Origin of the sequence: Streptomyces sp. NPDC006309, assembly GCF_040613095.1 — a bacterium.
Taxonomy (GTDB): domain Bacteria; phylum Actinomycetota; class Actinomycetes; order Streptomycetales; family Streptomycetaceae; genus Streptomyces.
In genome coordinates this window covers 92,075-108,131 of sequence record NZ_JBEXRO010000018.1, presented here as the reverse complement: position 1 = coordinate 108,131, position 16,057 = coordinate 92,075, and the positions used below count along the sequence as shown (strand labels likewise).

Here is a 16,057-nt window from a genome sequence, read left to right as displayed (position 1 = left end):
AGACCGGCGAACGGGAACCCGTCCCCATTCGGTTGTGCGCTGTCGGACTGTCCGCAAGGGCCGTTCCACAAGTGTCTGGGAGGCGGAGCGGAGGCGGTGCCCCGATCCGGCTGCTACTGACGGAGTCTCCCCTCTCCGACAACGCACATCCGCACCGCTGTCAGACCCCGCGCCTAGGCTGTCCGCACCAGGACCGGCATCAAGGAGCAGGGCAGTGCGGATAGAACGACACCAGGTGGCCGAGGCAGTCGTTTCGGCGGCGCGCGAGGACTTCGCGAACCGGATCGGGCGACAGGTCCGCTCCATGTCGAAGGCCGGCCGGATGGCCACCTACGAGTGGCAGACCGTCGCCGACGAGTTCCTCGACTACCTGGGCGCCCTCTCCGCCCAGACGCCCAACCTCGACACGCCGGAGGCCAAGGCCGCTCTCAAGGACGCCGCCGAGGCCGCCACGGGCGCCGTCGCCTACGCGGCGTACTACCCGCACTGCACCTTCCAGGTCTTCCTCGACTACGTGAATTTCGGTATCAGCTACGACCCCCGCGACGAGGACGGCGCCGACGGCGCGGAGGAAAGCGTTACCCCCGGTGAATGGATCGACGCCTTCTGCCTCGCCATCCTCACCGACAAGACCACGTTGCACGGCGAGGCCTTCCACTTCGCACGCGAGAAGTTCGCCGAGAAGGCCAAGGGCACCCCGGCCGGCGAGCTCGCCACGGGGTTCATGGCGCAGGTCCTCGGCGACACCGGAAACGACGAGGACACGTACCCGCCCAGTGCGCAGGCGAAGCTCACCGCACTCGACGCCTCGCTGGCCCGCCTCCGCAACCGCGCGGAGGAGAGCGGCGAGAGTCTCCTCGACCGGCCGGACAGCGTGGCGCTGAAGACGCTGCGCGCCGTGGCCGCCGAGGACCGGGAGGCCTTCGACGCGGGCCTGGCCGCCCTGCTGCTCGCGCACACCGCCCTGCACGCCCCTCGCACCCGCGCCCGCGCCCGCGCGCGGAGTCTCCTCCCGCTGGTGCCGCTCGGCCTGGCCGCGCTCGCGTACCGGACGCTGGGCTGGACACCGGACCCGCACACCGACTACCTCCCGCACGCCCTGGTCACGGGTTTCGCGACCCGTGGCCCGAGGGTCGGGGGCTTCGGCCGCAACCGGCGTCCGGACGCCGTCGCAGCGCTGGCCGCCGGCCCGTTGGTGGTGGAGCGGCCGGTGTCCGAACGCAGCGTGCACCCGGACACCGAGGCCCAGTTCGACGCGTACACCCGCGAGGCCCTCACCCCGGTGGACGGGAAACCCCTGGCCGTTCGGCGGCTCGGGAGCGCCATCCGCTACCAGGAGCTCCTCTTCAAGTGGCGTGCGGGGAACTTCGCCGACGTCACTGACGCCCAGTTGAAGAACCTGCGGCTGGCTTCCCAGATGGGAGCGGCCCTGTTCCGCGTCGCCCTCGCCGAGCCGGGCACCGAGGCCGAGGTGACCATCGACGGACAGAACCTCCGCTACCCGGCCGCTCGGGACGAGGAGGCGGGCCCCGCCGCCTGGGAGCACGCCACCGCGTTCGCCCTGATCACCGGCGTACGCGAGGACCTCGCACCCCTGGTCCTCACCGGGCCCACGGTGGCCGGCAAGGACGGCTCGGCCTTCGCCGCCTACCGGGAGGCCCTCCACGCCTACCTGACGGGCATGGACCCGGAGGCAGCGGCGGAGCGTGCGCTGCTTGAGGTGGAGAGAGCCAAGGACTGGGGTTTCTTCCCGCCCCCGGCGATCCTGCTGTCGCAGCTCGTGGAGGGCGACGAGGAGAGCTTCAACCTGGCGTTGGCCGACGCACTCGAAGCCCACCGCGACTATTACCAGGTCGGCGACCGCGCCGAGGACCCCGACGCCACGATCAACCTCAACGTCCTCGCACTGGCCTGCCACGCCCGCCGCCGGGGCTGGGACATCCGCGTCGAGTCCCCCTACCTTCCCCAGCGGCTCCTCCAGGCCGCCGAGCCCTTCTAGGCCCCGGCCGCACGCCCAGCCGGACAACGCACAGCCGGACAACGCACAGCCCGGAACGCTGTCCATCACCTCCGATCCGGCGCCCACCCATGGGGCGGCGCTGGGGGTTGTCCACGGTAAAGGCCAGCATCGGGCGGGCAAGGGCCACGTCATTCGGGGTGATGCCTTGCACGCCGCAACCGGAAGCCTGGCGGCGAGCGCGGAGTGACCCGGCCGCCGGTCACCGTGAAAGCCCAGCCCACCGCGCCCCCCCGAGATCAGCCCGCGCAAATGATCACCAATCGGAATCGGGGGGGCCTCCATGCCTGCATGCGCGGTTCAGCCTTGTTGGCGGAGGTCCAACATGCAGAAGACCTTGTCATAGCGGCGTTCACCGACGGCGACGAAGTCAGGCAGACGGCCGTACTCGGTGAAGCCCAGCGACCGGTAGAGGTGCAGAGCATTGTCGTTGTCGCCACGGGCGTCCAGAGTGAGGACCTCGATACCCGCCCGCCGGGCATCAGCGATCAAGGCAGTGGTCAGCGCCCGGCCGACGCCACGCCCATGGGTGCCAGCATCCACCGCGACCTTCTCCAGGTCGGCATGCGGCCGGTGAGTCGGCCGGGCGTAGCGCAGCCAGTACCCCAGCCCGACCAGCCGGCGATCGAGGTATGCGGCACGCAGGGCCCCATCCCCGGCCTCCACCGCATCGACGATGTGGTCGCAGAGCTCCGCCACCTCATCACGCGGGGGTGGTTCGACCCAGCCGAGCGCGGCACCTCCGACGACCAGGTCCGCCAGAATCTGATGGGCCGACTCTGCGAACCGCTCTCCGAGGGCGGGGTCAGACATCAGCTCCATCGCGTCCAGGATGACCGGCTCAGCGGTCCCGCTGCTGTTCAAGGCCGTATTCACGACCGCGAGCCTATCCAGTCGCCCATGGTCCGGTTCGGCTGTCGCTGCTGCCGAACAGTTGGAACGCATCACCGCGCGGCGCGCGAACTCGATGAATCGGAAGGGAGCCTGCCAAGCAGTTGGCGGAGATAAGGGCCGAGCGGCGCGAACTTGCCGTCGCCGAACGAGTCCCTGAACGTGTGAGTGAACAGCGCATCAACGAACGCGCCTCGTCCGCGGCGATGCCCGGGGAGGTGGATGGACAGGCGGTGATGCTGATGCCACACCGCGCGTCGGGCATGGAGGGGCCGGTCCCCGCCGGGCCGCCGGCGCATCCGCGCGGACGCGCGGCCGGCTGCCGGACCGGCGTGCGACGGGCTTGCTCGGTTCGCAGCGGCTCACTGTCCGGTGCGGCCGCACCGGAGCACGGTCGCGCGGAACGACGCGACCACGAAGCGCAGATCGACTCGGTGCCACGTCGCCCAGAGTTGGACGCACTTGTGGTGCCAGGGGAGTTCGCGCACCGCGACGGTTCCCGACATGCCGCGGACCATGCTCTGCTGCACGAGCGCGAATCCGAGCCCGGAGGCGACCAGACCGAGCGCGGTCAGTGGCTCCGCGGCTTCCATGCGGATGTCCGGGGTGAACCCGGACGCGGCACACGTAGCCACGAAGGTGTCGCGCCAGCCCGGGTCCTGGGGATTCTCGACGGCGATCCACGGCCGGCCGTCGAGGTCCTGCGGCGTCAGGTCCGTCCGGTCGGCCAGAGGATGGCGTGCCGGCAGGACGAGCAGCAGGGGGTCCTCCAGCAAGGCGGCGGCCAGCAGGTCGGGATCGTCTTTCGGCGGGGGTTCCTGGACGAGGGCGATGTCGAGGCTGCGTTGGCGCAAACCCTCGAACTGCTCGGCGGGAGGCAGGCTGTACAGGGCGACGTGGATTCCGGGGCGTTCGTCGTGCAGAGCGCGCAGCGCGCCGGGCAGAATGCCGGTGTGCATGGCGTCGGCGATGTAGCCGATGCAGAGACCGCCCTCCTCACCTCGGCCGAGTCGGCGCCCCAGGTTCTCCAGGCGGTCCGCGTGCCGCAGCAGCGCCTGGGCCTCGGCCAGGAAGACCCGCCCGTCCGACGTCAGCCGGATCCGCTGTTGGCCCCGCTCGAACAGGGTGAGTCCGAGGTTCTTCTCCAGTTGGGCGATCTGCCGGCTGAGCGGCGACTGGGAGATGTGCAGCCGCTCGGCGGCGCGGCCGACGTGTTCGGTCTCGGCGACCGCCACGAAGTAGTGCAACTGACGAAGATCGAGCATGTAAGACCTCTGAGGACTCAAGTATGTCCAAGCAAGTCTTGGACAGTCTCAAGTAGGGATCCTAGCCTCGAACACGTTGGGACGGCGGATCGCCCGGAAGGGCCTTTCCGTCGCAGCACGTACAGCAGCAAGGATCATCTACATGTCCATCACCTCGCTCCTGCCCGGCGCACTGGGCTTCGGCACCGCACCGCTGGGCAACATGTTCCGGGCCATCCCCGACGAGGAGGCCGCCGCCACCGTCGAGGCCGCCTGGGAGCACGGCATCCGCTACTTCGACACCGCCCCCTTCTACGGTGCGGGTCTGGCCGAGATCAGGCTGGGCGAGGTTCTGGCCGCTCACCCGCGGGACGCGTTCGTCCTGAGCACGAAGGTCGGCCGCGTCATCCTCGACGAGGTGGAGGATCCGTCCGCCCGAGACCTGGGCGAGAAGGGCGGACTGTTCGCACACGGCCGCCCGAACAAGATCGTCGACGACTACACGGCGGACGCCACGCTGCGCTCCGTCGAGGACAGTCTGAAGCGGCTGAGGACGGACCGGCTGGACATCGTGTGGGTGCATGATGTCGCACAGGACTTCCACGGCGACGAGTGGCTGGCCGTCTACGAAACGGCCCGCACCGGTGCCTTCCGCGTCCTCCAGGGGCTGCGAGACGAGGGCGTCATCAAGGGCTGGGGCCTGGGAGTCAACCGTGTCGAACCCCTCGAACTGACCCTCGACCTCGACGAGCCGAAGCCGGACGCCTTCCTGCTCGCCGGCCGCTACACCCTCCTCGACCACGAGCGCGCCCTGCAACGGCTGCTGCCGGCAGCAGCCGCGCAGAACGTCGACATCGTGGTCGGCGGGCCGTACAGCTCCGGCGTTCTCGCAGGCGGGCAGCACTTCGAGTACCAGCAGGCCCCACCTTCCGTCATCGCGAAGGTGGAGCGGATCAAGGCCCTCGCCGCAGAGCACGGCGTCAGCATCAAGGCAGCCGCACTGCAATTCTCCCTCGCCCACCCGGCCACCGCGGCGGTCATCCCCGGAGCGACGCGGCCGAGCCGCATCGCCGAGGACGTCGCCGCGCTCGGTGAGACGGTTCCGCAAGCCTTCTGGACGGCCCTGCGCGAGGAAGGGCTGATCGCCGAGCACGCCCCCGTACCCACCGTCTGACCCCTCCGTCCGCCAAGGAGACGACCATGGCCCACACCACCGCGTCCCTCGACATCCCCGCCGATCCCGACCGGGTCTGGCAGCTCGTCGGCGGCTTCGGCTCGCTGCCGGACTGGCTGCCGTACATTCCGCAGAGCAGGCTCGGCGACGGCGGCCGCGTCCGCACCCTCACCAATGAGGAAGGTGGCGTCATCGTCGAACGTCTCGAAGCGTTCGACAACGAGGCGCGCACCTACAGCTACTCCATCCTCCAAGCGCCCTTCCCCGTCACCGACTACCGCTCCACGCTGACCGTGCACGAGGTGCCCGGCTCCGGGGCGTCCCGAGTGGAGTGGTCCGGCACCTTCACCCCCGCAGGGGTCGGCGACGACGAGGCCACCGCCCTCTTCCACGGCATCTACACCGAGGGGCTGGCCACACTGAAGCAGGCGGCCGGCGTCTGAGGAACATGTGCGGGCAGTGCCCCGGGGCCGTGCCGCCGGGCAGGCGTCAGCCGCCCGGCGACACGGCCCAGCCCGCCGGGCCCGGCGCTCGGCGTGCGGGGGTGGACGCCACCGACTTCCCCGGCGACCCGGTGCAGAGGCAAGCGGTCAGGGCCCACCAATGGCGTGCTGGCGGATCGCTCGGTAGCGGCCCGGAGTGGTGCCCACAAGGTGGGTGAAGCCGGCGATGAAGCTGCTCGGGTTGGCCCACCCGCAGGCGCAGGCGCAGGCGATTCGGGCGATGCCGTGGCCGTCGGCGAGGAGGACCAGCGGGTGGTGGATGCGTTCACCGGCGCGACGCTCGTCGGCCACAGTTACGGCGGGATGGTGATCGCCGCCGCTGCCGACCGTGCCCGCGTCCGAGTCGCACGACTTGTGCACTCGACGCCTACGTGCCCCGCGACGCCGAGTCCTGCTGGTCCCTGACCACCGAGCGCTACCGACAAGCGTTCATCGCCGTCGCTGCGAACACCGGCTACGCCGTTTTTCCGTGCTCGCCCTGTTCGACAGCGAGGCACGCCCCAGCTCGGCGGGCGACCTCACCAAAGGGGCTGGACGGTGGCCGTCCACACCCCGTACGACTTCACCGTCCGGCACGGCCGCGGTCCCCGCCCGGAACCGAACGACGCCCTGGCGGCCAACCGCTGAATCTTTGCCACGGCTCCGGCCCAGGAGGCGGTGGCCGACCGCCGCGACCGCCATGGAGCCTCCGCGTGCCCGGCCGGAATCCGCCGCCGCGGCATGGCCCTTCCTGCCCTGCCGTGCCCGAGGAAACGCTGTGCGCTCGTCGTCCACTCGCTGTGTACTCTCCTCTCACACCAAGGGGAGGGATCATGAAACACAGAACGATCAGAGTGGCATGGGCTGTGACCGGTGGGGCCGCGGCTCTGACGCTCCTGACGGCAACGGGGGCCCACGCGGAAGGGAAGGGAGACATCCGGGTCACGGGCGCCGCCGTCAACAGCGGGAAGAACGTCGTCATCGGCACCTCCCAGCGCGTCACCTACCCGATCGCCATCACCATCCGGGACAACTCCGGTGTGAAGGGGCTGTCGCACGTCAGCGTCTTCAACAAGAGCGACGGTTGGGGGTTCGGCGACTGGACCGGCACCAAGTGCGTGAAGAAGAGCTCCACCACTTCGGTGTGCACCGCCACGATGACGGTCGCCCCGCAGTGGCTTCCGGACAGCCTGCCCGAGAGCGTCAACAACACCGCGGGCGTGTGGCAGGTCAACGCCACCGTCAAGGCGAACGACGGTGACTACTGGATCGCCGACCACATCGCTGAGTTCAAGGTGAAGCGCGCCTCCAAGCTCACCACCGACGCCTCACCCGAGCCCGTCACCAAGGGCGCCGAGCTGACCGTCTCCGGCAAGCTGACCCGGGCCCACTGGGAAGACCTGAAGTACTACGGATTCACCGGGCAGAACGTGCAGCTCCAGTTCAAGTCGGCCGGAGCCGCCCACTACCGCACCGTCAAGACGGTACGGACGGGCACCTCAGGGCTGCTCAGCACGAAGGTCACCGCCGGCTCGGCCGGCAGCTGGCGCTGGTACTTCCCCGGCACGACGACGACCGCACGGGTCGTGTCGGCCGGTGACGAAGTGAAACTGAAGTAGGCCGAAGGCGCGGTCACGCCCCCGGCCAGGGTGGTACGTCACCCGTCCGGGCCGAACGGTGCCCGCTCGGTGAGGCAGCAGGCCGGCGGCCCGCCGATCAGTTCGGCGGGCCGCCAGCCCGGGTGGTCGCGGTCGGTGCCGGGGACCCGGTGGCGCAGCTGCCGCTCCTCGCACACCCGTCCGCGGGCTTCTGCTCAGCCCGCCGACCGGGTCACGAACGCCGGCATCCGAACTTGCTCAGCCGCGCCATCCGGGCGGTGACGAGGTGGGTTCAGCAGGCGCCGAGGTCCTGCCAGACGCCCCACTCGCCGGTGGTGCCGGGCTCCTCACCCGTCGTCCACCACTTGGCCTTCCAGGTGTGGCCCTTGTACGAGACCTGCTGGCCGCCGGTGTAGACGGTGGCCTTGGCCCACGGGGCGGCCGTGCACTGGCTGCCGGAACCGCCGGTGATGGTCAGGGAGTACGTCACCGAGTGGCTTCCCGTTGCGCCCGCACCGGTCACGGTGACCGTGTAGGTGCCCGAGGCCGCGGCCGAGGTGGTGGCCAGGGTGAGCGTGGAGGAGCCGCCCGCGGTGACCGACGTCGGGTTGAAGGAGGCGGTGACGCCCGCCGGGGCCCCGCTGACGCTGAGCTTCACGCTCTGGGCGTCACCCTTCGTCACGGCCGTCTTCACGGTGGCCGTCGCGGACTGGCCGGCCGTCACGGTCCCGGAGGCCGGGCTGAGCGCGACGGAGAAGTCGTTGGACGGAGTGGTGGCGCCGCCACCGGTGAACGGCGCGAAGACGTGGGTGAAGTCCCACGTGTTCTGCTCGATGCCCGAGCAGTTGTCCGCGGCGGCACCGCCCGCGCAGCTGCCGTTGTCCCGCTGTAGCGCCCAGAAGGACAGGGTGTTGATGCCCTTGGCGACCGCCCAGTCGTACACGGTCCGGGCGTTGGCCAGGGTGAAGGTCTCCGCCTTGCCGAAGTCGTCGACGCCCGGCATTTCGGTGACGCCGACCATGTTCCACAGCTGGGCCGGGGTCTTGCCCGGGTACAACTGGGCGAGCAGGTCGTACAGGCCCTGGGCGGCGGTCTGGGTGTCCTTCGCCATGTCGTGGGGCTGGTTGTCGTAGTAGTCGAACGTCATGAGGTTCACGACGTCGACCCGGGCGCCGTTGCTCACCGCGTTGCGCAGCAGTGCCTCGCCGCTGTCCGCGAGGCCGTGGGTGGTGGTCGGCAGGGTGTAGGAGATCTCCACCTTGCGCCCGTTGGCCGCCGCCCAGTCCTGGACCAGCTTGATGGCCTTGTTGCGGCGGTCGATCGCGGCGGTGTTGTCGAGCGAGTCGACCTCGATGTCCATGTCGAGCCGCGAGATGTCGTAGGTGGTGATGACCTTCTCGTACGCGGCGGCGATCTGCTGGACGTCGGTGCAGCTGTCGGCGATCTCGGTGCCGGTGGTGTCGGCCGTGTAGCCCCCGAACGAGGGGATGACGTCGCCGCCGTTGCCCTGGATCGTCTTGATGTCGGTGCCGAAGGTCGATGCGGCGACCGGCATGCTCGTGTCGCCGCTCCAGTACGGCGTGCAGGAGCCCTTGGCGGCGGTCTGCAAGAACGCCATCGTCAGGTGCTTGGCGCCCGACTGGGCGGACAGGGCGGCGGGGCTTTCACTGGTCCAGGCCTCGAAGTAGGGGGCGAAGACGTGGTTCGGCAGTGGTGTCGCGGCCTGGGCGGTGCCGGTTCCCGTGAGGGCGAGGCCCATCGCGGCCGCCATGGTGGCGCCTGCGGTGAGGGCCGCGCGGAAGGGAAGCGCGAGTCTCATGTCAGTCCCGGTGTGTGGTGGGGGAGGGTGGCCAATGTCCGTGTGCGGGGCGGGTGTTGCCGACTACTGGAATAACGCCCGTCAGACGGGTGGGTCAATGGTCTGGACCAAGAAGGGACTAGACCAATTTGCGGGCCTGCGCGCCCCTTGCCTGCACAGGGCACCCGGCGGTGGACTGGACCACTCACGAATCTGTATCGGGGTGCCTGAGTGCCGGGGTGATGCGTCCTGCCGCAGTTGTTCGCGGGCGGCTGGGGAGACGCTTCTCCTCGGGCCCACCGGTCGCGGAGTCCCGCGGCCGACGGCATGTGACGCCCGCTCACGAGCCGGCGACCGGTGGGCGCGGAGGCGGCTCATGCGGATGTCGGCGTGTTCCGGGACCGCGTCCCGGTCGGCCACCCGGTGCCGGGCCGCCGCCGGGAGGGAAGCAGGGACGCCAGTGCCCAACGCCCGGGTCCGAGGGCGGCGATGAGGAGGAAGGACCAGCAGAACATGGCCGCCGGTTCTCCGCCGTTCTCGATCGGTGGGCGCGGAGGCGGCTCATGCGGATGTCGGCGTGTTCCGGGACCGCGTCCCGGTCGGCCACCCGGTGCCGGGCCGCCGCCGGGAGGGAAGCAGGGACGCCAGTGCCCAACGCCCGGGTCCGAGGGCGGCGATGAGGAGGAAGGACCAGCAGAACATGGCCGCCGGTTCTCCGCCGTTCTCGATGGGGAGGACGCCGTGGGCCTGGTGCACGTCGAAGTAGGCGTACGCCATGGACCCCGAGCACAGCAGGGCCGCGACGCGGGTCCCGAGACCGGTCAGAACCAGTGCCCCGCCGACCAGTTGGATGGCTGCGGCCCACCAGTCGGGCCATGCGGCGAAGTGCGGTTCGGCGCCGTGCGGGCCGCCCAGGATGCCGAACAGGGCCGCGGCTCCATGGCAGGCGAACAGCAGCCCCACGACGATCCGGAACAGTCCGAGCACGTGCTCCTTGCTTCTTCCAGCGCTTCCATGGGAGGTGCTCCTCTCTCGTGCGGCGGCCTCGCGGCCGCCGCGCCGCGTTGGGGGCTGTGCGAGCTGGATCGCGTTTGCTGGCGTGCCGGGCCGGACGGCGTCGGTGCGTGGTACTCGGGGCGGCGGTCCGGCGGATGGCGCGGGTGCGTCGGACGCTGCCGCGCCGCGGGGTGGCGGGGGTTCGGATGTCGCCCGGGGTACGCGTGCAGTCGAACTGTGAACTGTCCAGCCGGAGTTGTCTAGACCAATACGAAGAAAAGTTCGGAGGTTCGGTGTCGCGCGCCAAGTGCGCCCTGCGGGTCCGCACTCACCTTGCCGAGCCTCTTGACCGCGCCCGGTCCGAGGTTATGGTCTAGACCTAGTGGGCGTCAGGTCCAGACCTGCGTCGGCCCCCGCCCCCGGCCCATGGCGTCGTTCGCACGGACCTGCCGCGCGGTGCGGCACGCGCCGGGCGTCACCGTGCCCGAGTGCCTCGCCGGGCCCGGCGGGACGCGCGGCCGGTGCGGACCGCGCATCCCACGCACGATCGGTGAGGCCGGACTTCACAAGCGACGGTTTTGACACACACCGAAGGAAGTGGCACGGCATGAACAGGAAAAGACGAGCGGCTCTCACGATCGGAGCACTGGTCGCTCCGGTGCTCGCCGTCAGCCTCCCGGCGAGCACGGCCAGCGCGCACGGCTGGGTGACGTTGCCCGCGAGCCGGCAGCAGCAGTGCGCCGATGGCGTCGTCGACTGCGGTCAGATCAAGTACGAGCCGCAGAGCGTCGAGGGCCCGAAGGGCCTCCAGAGCTGTAGTGGCGGGCACGCGGAGTACGCCGAGCTGGACAACGACAGCAAGGGCTGGAAGGTGACGCCGGTCGGCACGACGGCGACGTTCACGTGGCACAACACGGCGCGGCACTCCACCGCGAACTGGCAGTACTTCATCGGTGGCCAGAAGATCGCCGAGTTCGCCGGCGGCAACCAGCAGCCGGCCGCGGACGTCAGCCAGCAGGTGAACTTCGGCAACTTCACCGGCCGTCAGAAGGTGCTCGCCGTCTGGAACGTCGCGGACACGGCCAACGCCTTCTACTCCTGCGTCGATGTCAACATCGGCGGTGGCGACAGTGGTGGCGGTGGCGGTGGCGGCACCGGTGGCGGCGGTGGGACCACCTGCACCGCTTCGGCCTGGGACCCCGCGCGCGTCTACAACGGCGGCGACACCGTCACGTACGGCGGCCACACCTGGCGCGCCAAGTGGTGGGTGACGGGCGACAAGCCCGGCACCACCGGCCAGTGGGGTGTGTGGGAAGACCTGGGAGCCTGCTAGACCGCGATCCCGGCCCGTCGGCGCGCGCTTCCCCCGGGCGCCGACGGGCCCGAATGCCGGCGGCTCCCGCTGCCCCGACACCGGTCGCGCACCGGCGGGCCGTCCGGCGTGGCGGGCAGGCCGGGCCGGGCGCGGACCCTGGCCGCGAGGGCGTCCGGCAGCGGCCGGCCCGCAGGAACCAGCCGAGCGAGACAGGACCCGCGGCGGCGGGCCTCCGCCCTCCACACGGCGCCCCCTCGCCGGGACGGCGGCAACCGGCGCCGGGCCGATGCCCCGACCGTTGCCGGTCAGCCGGTCAGCCGGTCAGCCGGTCAGCCGGTCAGCCGGTCAGCCGCGTCGGCGGGGGCGGGCAGGAAGTCCGGTACCCGGGTGCCCAGCCCCAGGGATTCGGCGCGGCGGCGGACGAGGTCGGCGAGGGCGAGGTCGAGGGTGCCCAGGCCGAACGGGGAGAACACGGTGACGCGGTCCTCGGGGCGCCGGAAGGGTTCCCCGGTGTTCAGGACGGAACCGATGGAGGTGGCGATGAAGTCCCGGTTGCCGCACAGCCGTTCGGCCAGGTGCAGGGAGGTCGACTCGCGGCACACGTGGTCCGCGTCGTCGACCACGTTGACGACGGTCAGGATGCTCCCCGGGGTCAGGTCGCGCAGGGACACGTGCAGGACCAGGGTGCCGGGCCGGCAGGCGTCGGTGGTCAGGTGCGGGGCGGCTGCGGTGGTCGCCAGGCAGACCAGCCGGTGGCCGGCGAGCGCCTCCTCGGCGCTCTCGGCGACCTCGGCCTTCAGTCCGGGCCAGCGGGCCTGGCAGCGGGCGGCGAAAGCCTCCGCCCGGGAACGGTCGAGGTCGAACACGGTGACCGCGGCGAGGTCGGGCAGGACGGCCCGGAGATAGGCCAGGATCTCGAAGCCGATCACGCCGCAGCCGATCAGGGAGGCGCCGGTCTCGGGAACGGACGAGCCCAGCGCCACCGCCGCGAGGGCGGCGCTCGCCGCGGTGCGCCGCGCCGAGATCACCGAGCCCTCCAGCAGGGCCTCCGGCTGCCCGGTGGCCATGGAATTGAGGATCAACGCGGCCGAGGCGCGTTCCAGGCCGCACGCGGCGTTGCCGGGGAAGGAGGCGATCCACTTGATGCCCGCCACCGGCTCGTCCGCGCCGAGGTAGGCGGGCAGTCCGATGATCCGGTTCCGCGGGTCGTCGGGGAAGCGGAGGAAGACGGAGTGCGGCAGGGCCGTCCGGCCCCGTTCGTGCAGCAGGTAGGCCCGGCGTACCGCTGCGACGACCTCGGTCTCGGCGCCGTCGAGGACCTGGTGGACCTCGCCGGATCCCAGGATCAGCATGGTGCCACCTGCATCGCCCACTTCTTCTCCTCCCACAGGTCGAACACGTCGCCGAAGTGGCGGGCGACCCATTCGTCGTCGTAGATCGTGTCGAGGTACCGCTCCCCGCGGTCGGGCAGGACGACCGCGCAGCGCGCGCCCGCCGGGATGCGGTCGGCCAGCTGGTCGACCGCCGCCACCAGGGCCCCGGAGGAGCCGCCCGCGAGGACGGCCTCGCGGGCGGCGAGCCGACGGCAGCCGACCACGCAGTCGAGGTCCGTCACGTGGACGACCTCGTCGGCGAGCCCGTCGCGGTAGAGCGCCGGCCGTACGGCCGCGCCGTGACCCGGGATCAGCCGGGACGCCGGGACACCGCCGAAGATGGCGCTCCCCCTGGCGTCCACCGCGACCACGGTCACCGGCAGCCCCCGGTCCCGGACGTACTCCGCGCAGCCGCGCAGCGTGCCGCACGAACTCGTCGCGCAGAACACGTAGTCGATGCCGCCCGGCGCCGCCTCCAGGATCTCGCGCATCGTCTGCCGGTGCGCCCGGGGGTTCAGCGGGTTGGCGTACTGGTTGGGCCAGTAGGCGCCGGGGACGCGGGCGATCAGTTGGCTGATGCGGCGGATCCGGACGGGCAGGTACTCACCGGTCTCCGGGTCGCACTCGCTCACCACCTCGACCTCCGCGCCGAGGGCCCGCATCACGGCGATGTTCTGCCGGTTGGTGCGGGGGTCCACCACGCAGATGAACCGGAGCCCGTAGTAGGCGCAGACCTGGGCGAGCCCGATGCCGAGGTTGCCGGAGCTCGATTCGACGACGACCGACCGGCCGGGCACGAGGGTGCCGTCCCGGATCAGCTCGCGGAGCATCTCCAGGGCCGAGCGGTCCTTCATGCTGCCGCCGGGGTTGAAGGCCTCCAGCTTGGCGTACGTGGTGAAGTGCCGGCCCGGAGCGAGCTTGGCGAGTTCGACCAGCGGGGTGCCGCCGATCGTGCCGAGAACGCCGGCCGGCCCGTCGTCAGGTTCCGGCATGGTGGCCTCGCCCCGTCGGGTCGGGGCACGGCCCGAGGATGGTGCGGAACACGCTGGTTCCTCCTGTCAGCACTGGATCGAGGGTGTGTGCGCCGGCCGGGTGCGGTGGGGATGAGAGCCGCGGCCGGGCCGGGGCCCGGCGGTCCACCGAGCCGGCGGGCCGGACGCGGCGCGTACGGAACGGGCGACCGGGGCGGCGCCGGCGATGAGCACCATCCAGCCCGCCGGCGCCGGCGCGGCGGTCCGCGCACCGGCCGAGTCGAGCAGCAACCCGCCGTGCAGCGAGCCGATCGGCAGTGCCCCGTCGGACAGCGTGCTCATCGCCGCGAGCACCCGGCCGCGCCACCGGTCCGGGATGATGCTCAGTCGGTAGCTGCCGAGCGCCACGTTCCGCGGCGGTCCGACGAACCACCCGGCGGCGTAGGCGGGGGTGAGCGCGAACGGGTCGCGGCTGAGGGCGATCACGGCCATCAACCGCCCCCGCCCGGTTCGCCCCGATCACCAGGGCGCCCAGTCCGGCGCGGCGGGCGAGCCACGGCGCCGCCAGCGAGCCGAGGACGTCCCCGGCCCCCGCTAGGCGGACCGTCAGGCCCACTCCCGCCGAGGACGCGCCGACGTCGGTGGACAGCACGATGGCGACCAGGAACAGCGCCCGGAACTTCAGCGGGAACAGCGCCCGGAACATCAGGTTGCTGCCGGCCACCAGCAGGGTGGTGGTACGCAGGAAGGGGTGTCGCCACAGCCACCCCCGGCCCTCGCGGACCTGCTCGCACGTGCTGCCGGTGCGGGCGGACCGCTCGGCCTCGAACTGCTCGCGGATGAACAGCGGTACGGTCGGCGAGACCGGGTAGGCCAGCGCGTCGGTCGGGAACGGGACGGCCCGGCCGAGACCGAAGAGCACACCGCCGAGCGGCGTCCCGGGCATCACGGCGGCCCGCCTCCGCGCCTCGTTGCGGGACACGGCCGGCGAGAGCTGGCCCGGCGGCACGACGTTCGGGACGGCCGCGTGCGCGGCGAACCCGTGGAACACCGTCAGCACGCCCTCGGCGAAGCTCACGGCCAGCACCAGCGGCAGACCCAGGACACCGAGGGTGGCGGCGACCGCGATGGCCGCCGCGCCGAGCGCGCGCGGCGCGGCGCACCGGATCATCAGCCGCCCGCGGGGCCGGCGGTCCACCAGGGCGCCGGCCGGCAGGGGGAGGAGCAGCGTGGCCGGCAGGGGGAGGAGCAGCGCGGGCAGCAGCGCCACGGATCCGGCCGGTCCGGCGGCGAACGGCGAGCCGGTGAGGGCCACGACCGGCAGCGGGCAGGCGATGGTGGTCGCCGTCGAGCTGAGCAGGGAGACCGCCGACCCACCCCACAGCAGCAGGAAGTCGCGGTCACGATGCAGCGGGACCACCGGATCGGCGGTGGCCGAATCCGGCGGGTCCGGCGGTCGCGTGTCCGCCGGCGCGCTCGTGTCGGGGCTCGTCATCTGTCACCCTCCTCGTCCGGCCCGGGCCGGACGCTAGCCGCGCGCCGCCCGCTCCATCTGCCGGCGCAGACCGAGCGGTCGCAGGTCGGTCCAGACGGTGCCGATGTGGGCCGGGCATTCGGCCCGGGTGCCCGCAGGGCCCTCGGCGTGCCGGCCGAGCGGCAGTTCGCGGTCGGCACGCCAGACCGAGTACTGCTCCTCGTCGTCGAGGACGACGCGGTACGCACGCTCGTCGATGTCTTCCTCGGCCACGGCTGGCCCTCCCTCGGGTGTGAACTGTCGCGTCACGAACCTCACGTGACCGGAGGCGGCGTCAAGGAGCCTGCCGCAGCCGCCCGGCCCGGTTGCAGAGAAGGAGGCGCAGTCACCGCGACCTCAACGCTGCCGACGTGACTGCCGGTTGTTCTCTCGGAGCGGCAACGGCCCGGTGGCGACGCTGAGGCGCATGACCGCGTACCCCTCCGTCCGTACCCCTCCGTCCGTACCCCTCCGTCCGTACCACTCCGTCCGGACCGCGCCGGCCGACCGCGCCCGGAGCGCGACGCAGCTCCACCCTCCCCCTGACGATGCCGGCCGAGTCCCCGGTAGTGGCCGCCCTGTCCGAGTACCTGTCGGCCGCCCGGCCGCTCGCCCGCACTGACGGAAGCGACCTGATCCCGCCGGAGCGGTGCCGCTCGGTGGCCGACCGATCGCGGGCAACGAC

At 71.6% G+C, this 16,057-nt stretch carries 14 protein-coding genes and 4 pseudogenes; 7 read left to right on the top strand and 11 right to left on the bottom strand.

From position 1 onward, the window contains the following. Nucleotides 1-214 precede the first annotated feature (214 nt). Nucleotides 215-1,999 carry an Imm49 family immunity protein gene (locus tag ABZ117_RS22910; protein WP_356823492.1) on the top strand — a complete coding sequence of 595 codons (1,785 nt, stop codon included), beginning with the start codon at nucleotides 215-217 and terminating at the stop codon, nucleotides 1,997-1,999. A 318-nt stretch (nucleotides 2,000-2,317) separates the two neighbouring features. Here ABZ117_RS22910 and ABZ117_RS22905 read toward each other — a convergent pair whose 3' ends face one another. Continuing rightward, a complete protein-coding gene (locus ABZ117_RS22905; RefSeq protein WP_356823601.1) occupies nucleotides 2,318-2,839 on the bottom strand; it encodes an N-acetyltransferase in 522 nt (173 codons plus the stop codon). A gap of 431 nt (nucleotides 2,840-3,270) precedes the next feature. Next, nucleotides 3,271-4,173, bottom strand: a complete 903-nt coding sequence (locus ABZ117_RS22900; protein WP_356823490.1) for a LysR substrate-binding domain-containing protein — start codon at nucleotides 4,171-4,173, stop codon at nucleotides 3,271-3,273. A gap of 142 nt (nucleotides 4,174-4,315) precedes the next feature. On the opposite strand from ABZ117_RS22900, the gene ABZ117_RS22895 reads away from it, so the two are divergent. Together ABZ117_RS22895 and ABZ117_RS22890 are read left to right on the top strand one after the other, a co-directional pair. Beyond that, nucleotides 4,316-5,326, top strand: coding sequence for an aldo/keto reductase (locus ABZ117_RS22895; protein WP_356823488.1), 1,011 nt, complete (start codon nucleotides 4,316-4,318; stop codon nucleotides 5,324-5,326). A 26-nt stretch (nucleotides 5,327-5,352) separates the two neighbouring features. Next, a complete protein-coding gene (locus tag ABZ117_RS22890; protein ID WP_356823486.1) occupies nucleotides 5,353-5,769 on the top strand; it encodes an SRPBCC family protein in 417 nt (138 codons plus the stop codon). 147 nt (nucleotides 5,770-5,916) lie between these two features. Here ABZ117_RS22890 and ABZ117_RS22885 read toward each other — a convergent pair. Continuing rightward, nucleotides 5,917-6,033 (bottom strand): annotated as a pseudogene (locus tag ABZ117_RS22885) (AraC family transcriptional regulator); the annotation flags it as partial. Between the two features lie 69 nt (nucleotides 6,034-6,102). On the opposite strand from ABZ117_RS22885, the pseudogene ABZ117_RS22880 reads away from it, so the two are divergent. The 3 genes and pseudogenes from ABZ117_RS22880 to ABZ117_RS22870 form a co-directional block, all read left to right on the top strand. Continuing rightward, nucleotides 6,103-6,299: pseudogene (locus tag ABZ117_RS22880) on the top strand (alpha/beta fold hydrolase); the annotation flags it as partial. Beyond that, nucleotides 6,299-6,456, top strand: a pseudogene (locus ABZ117_RS22875) (SAM-dependent methyltransferase); the annotation flags it as partial. The pseudogenes ABZ117_RS22880 and ABZ117_RS22875, both read left to right, overlap by 1 nt. Before the next feature lie 185 nt (nucleotides 6,457-6,641). Continuing rightward, nucleotides 6,642-7,427 carry a hypothetical protein gene (locus ABZ117_RS22870; protein ID WP_356823485.1) on the top strand — a complete coding sequence of 262 codons (786 nt, stop codon included), beginning with the start codon at nucleotides 6,642-6,644 and terminating at the stop codon, nucleotides 7,425-7,427. A gap of 38 nt (nucleotides 7,428-7,465) precedes the next feature. On the opposite strand, the gene ABZ117_RS22865 is transcribed toward ABZ117_RS22870, so the two are convergent. The 4 genes and pseudogenes from ABZ117_RS22865 to ABZ117_RS22850 form a co-directional block, all read right to left on the bottom strand. Next, a complete protein-coding gene (locus ABZ117_RS22865) occupies nucleotides 7,466-7,603 on the bottom strand; it encodes a hypothetical protein (RefSeq protein WP_356823483.1) in 138 nt (45 codons plus the stop codon). A 95-nt stretch (nucleotides 7,604-7,698) separates the two neighbouring features. Further along, a complete protein-coding gene (locus ABZ117_RS22860) occupies nucleotides 7,699-9,225 on the bottom strand; it encodes a glycosyl hydrolase family 18 protein (RefSeq protein WP_356823481.1) in 1,527 nt (508 codons plus the stop codon). 353 nt (nucleotides 9,226-9,578) lie between these two features. After that, nucleotides 9,579-9,749: pseudogene (locus ABZ117_RS22855) on the bottom strand (DoxX family protein); the annotation flags it as partial. Nucleotides 9,750-9,765: 16 nt separating this feature from the next. Continuing rightward, nucleotides 9,766-10,191 carry a DoxX family protein gene (locus ABZ117_RS22850; protein ID WP_356823479.1) on the bottom strand — a complete coding sequence of 142 codons (426 nt, stop codon included), beginning with the start codon at nucleotides 10,189-10,191 and terminating at the stop codon, nucleotides 9,766-9,768. Between the two features lie 616 nt (nucleotides 10,192-10,807). Between ABZ117_RS22850 and ABZ117_RS22845 the strand changes: the two genes are divergently transcribed. Then, nucleotides 10,808-11,533 carry a lytic polysaccharide monooxygenase gene (locus tag ABZ117_RS22845; RefSeq protein WP_356823477.1) on the top strand — a complete coding sequence of 242 codons (726 nt, stop codon included), beginning with the start codon at nucleotides 10,808-10,810 and terminating at the stop codon, nucleotides 11,531-11,533. Between the two features lie 311 nt (nucleotides 11,534-11,844). On the opposite strand, the gene sbnB is transcribed toward ABZ117_RS22845, so the two are convergent. Genes sbnB through ABZ117_RS22825 form a run of 4 tightly spaced genes read right to left on the bottom strand, consistent with a single transcriptional unit; the run spans nucleotide 11,845 to nucleotide 15,606 of the window. Beyond that, complete coding sequence (gene sbnB, locus ABZ117_RS22840; RefSeq protein ID WP_356823476.1) at nucleotides 11,845-12,867, bottom strand: 2,3-diaminopropionate biosynthesis protein SbnB; 1,023 nt, start codon at nucleotides 12,865-12,867, stop codon at nucleotides 11,845-11,847. Continuing rightward, entirely contained in the window at nucleotides 12,861-13,880 is a 1,020-nt protein-coding gene (gene sbnA / locus ABZ117_RS22835; protein ID WP_356823474.1) for a 2,3-diaminopropionate biosynthesis protein SbnA, read from the bottom strand. The genes sbnB and sbnA overlap by 7 nt, the downstream gene beginning before the upstream one ends. Further along, complete coding sequence (locus tag ABZ117_RS22830) at nucleotides 13,867-15,354, bottom strand: MFS transporter (RefSeq protein ID WP_356823472.1); 1,488 nt, start codon at nucleotides 15,352-15,354, stop codon at nucleotides 13,867-13,869. The genes sbnA and ABZ117_RS22830 overlap by 14 nt, the downstream gene beginning before the upstream one ends. 33 nt (nucleotides 15,355-15,387) lie before the next feature. Then, the gene (locus ABZ117_RS22825; RefSeq protein ID WP_356823470.1) at nucleotides 15,388-15,606 is read right to left on the bottom strand and encodes an MbtH family NRPS accessory protein; all 219 of its coding nucleotides are present in this window, start codon (nucleotides 15,604-15,606) and stop codon (nucleotides 15,388-15,390) included. Nucleotides 15,607-16,057 lie beyond the last annotated feature (451 nt).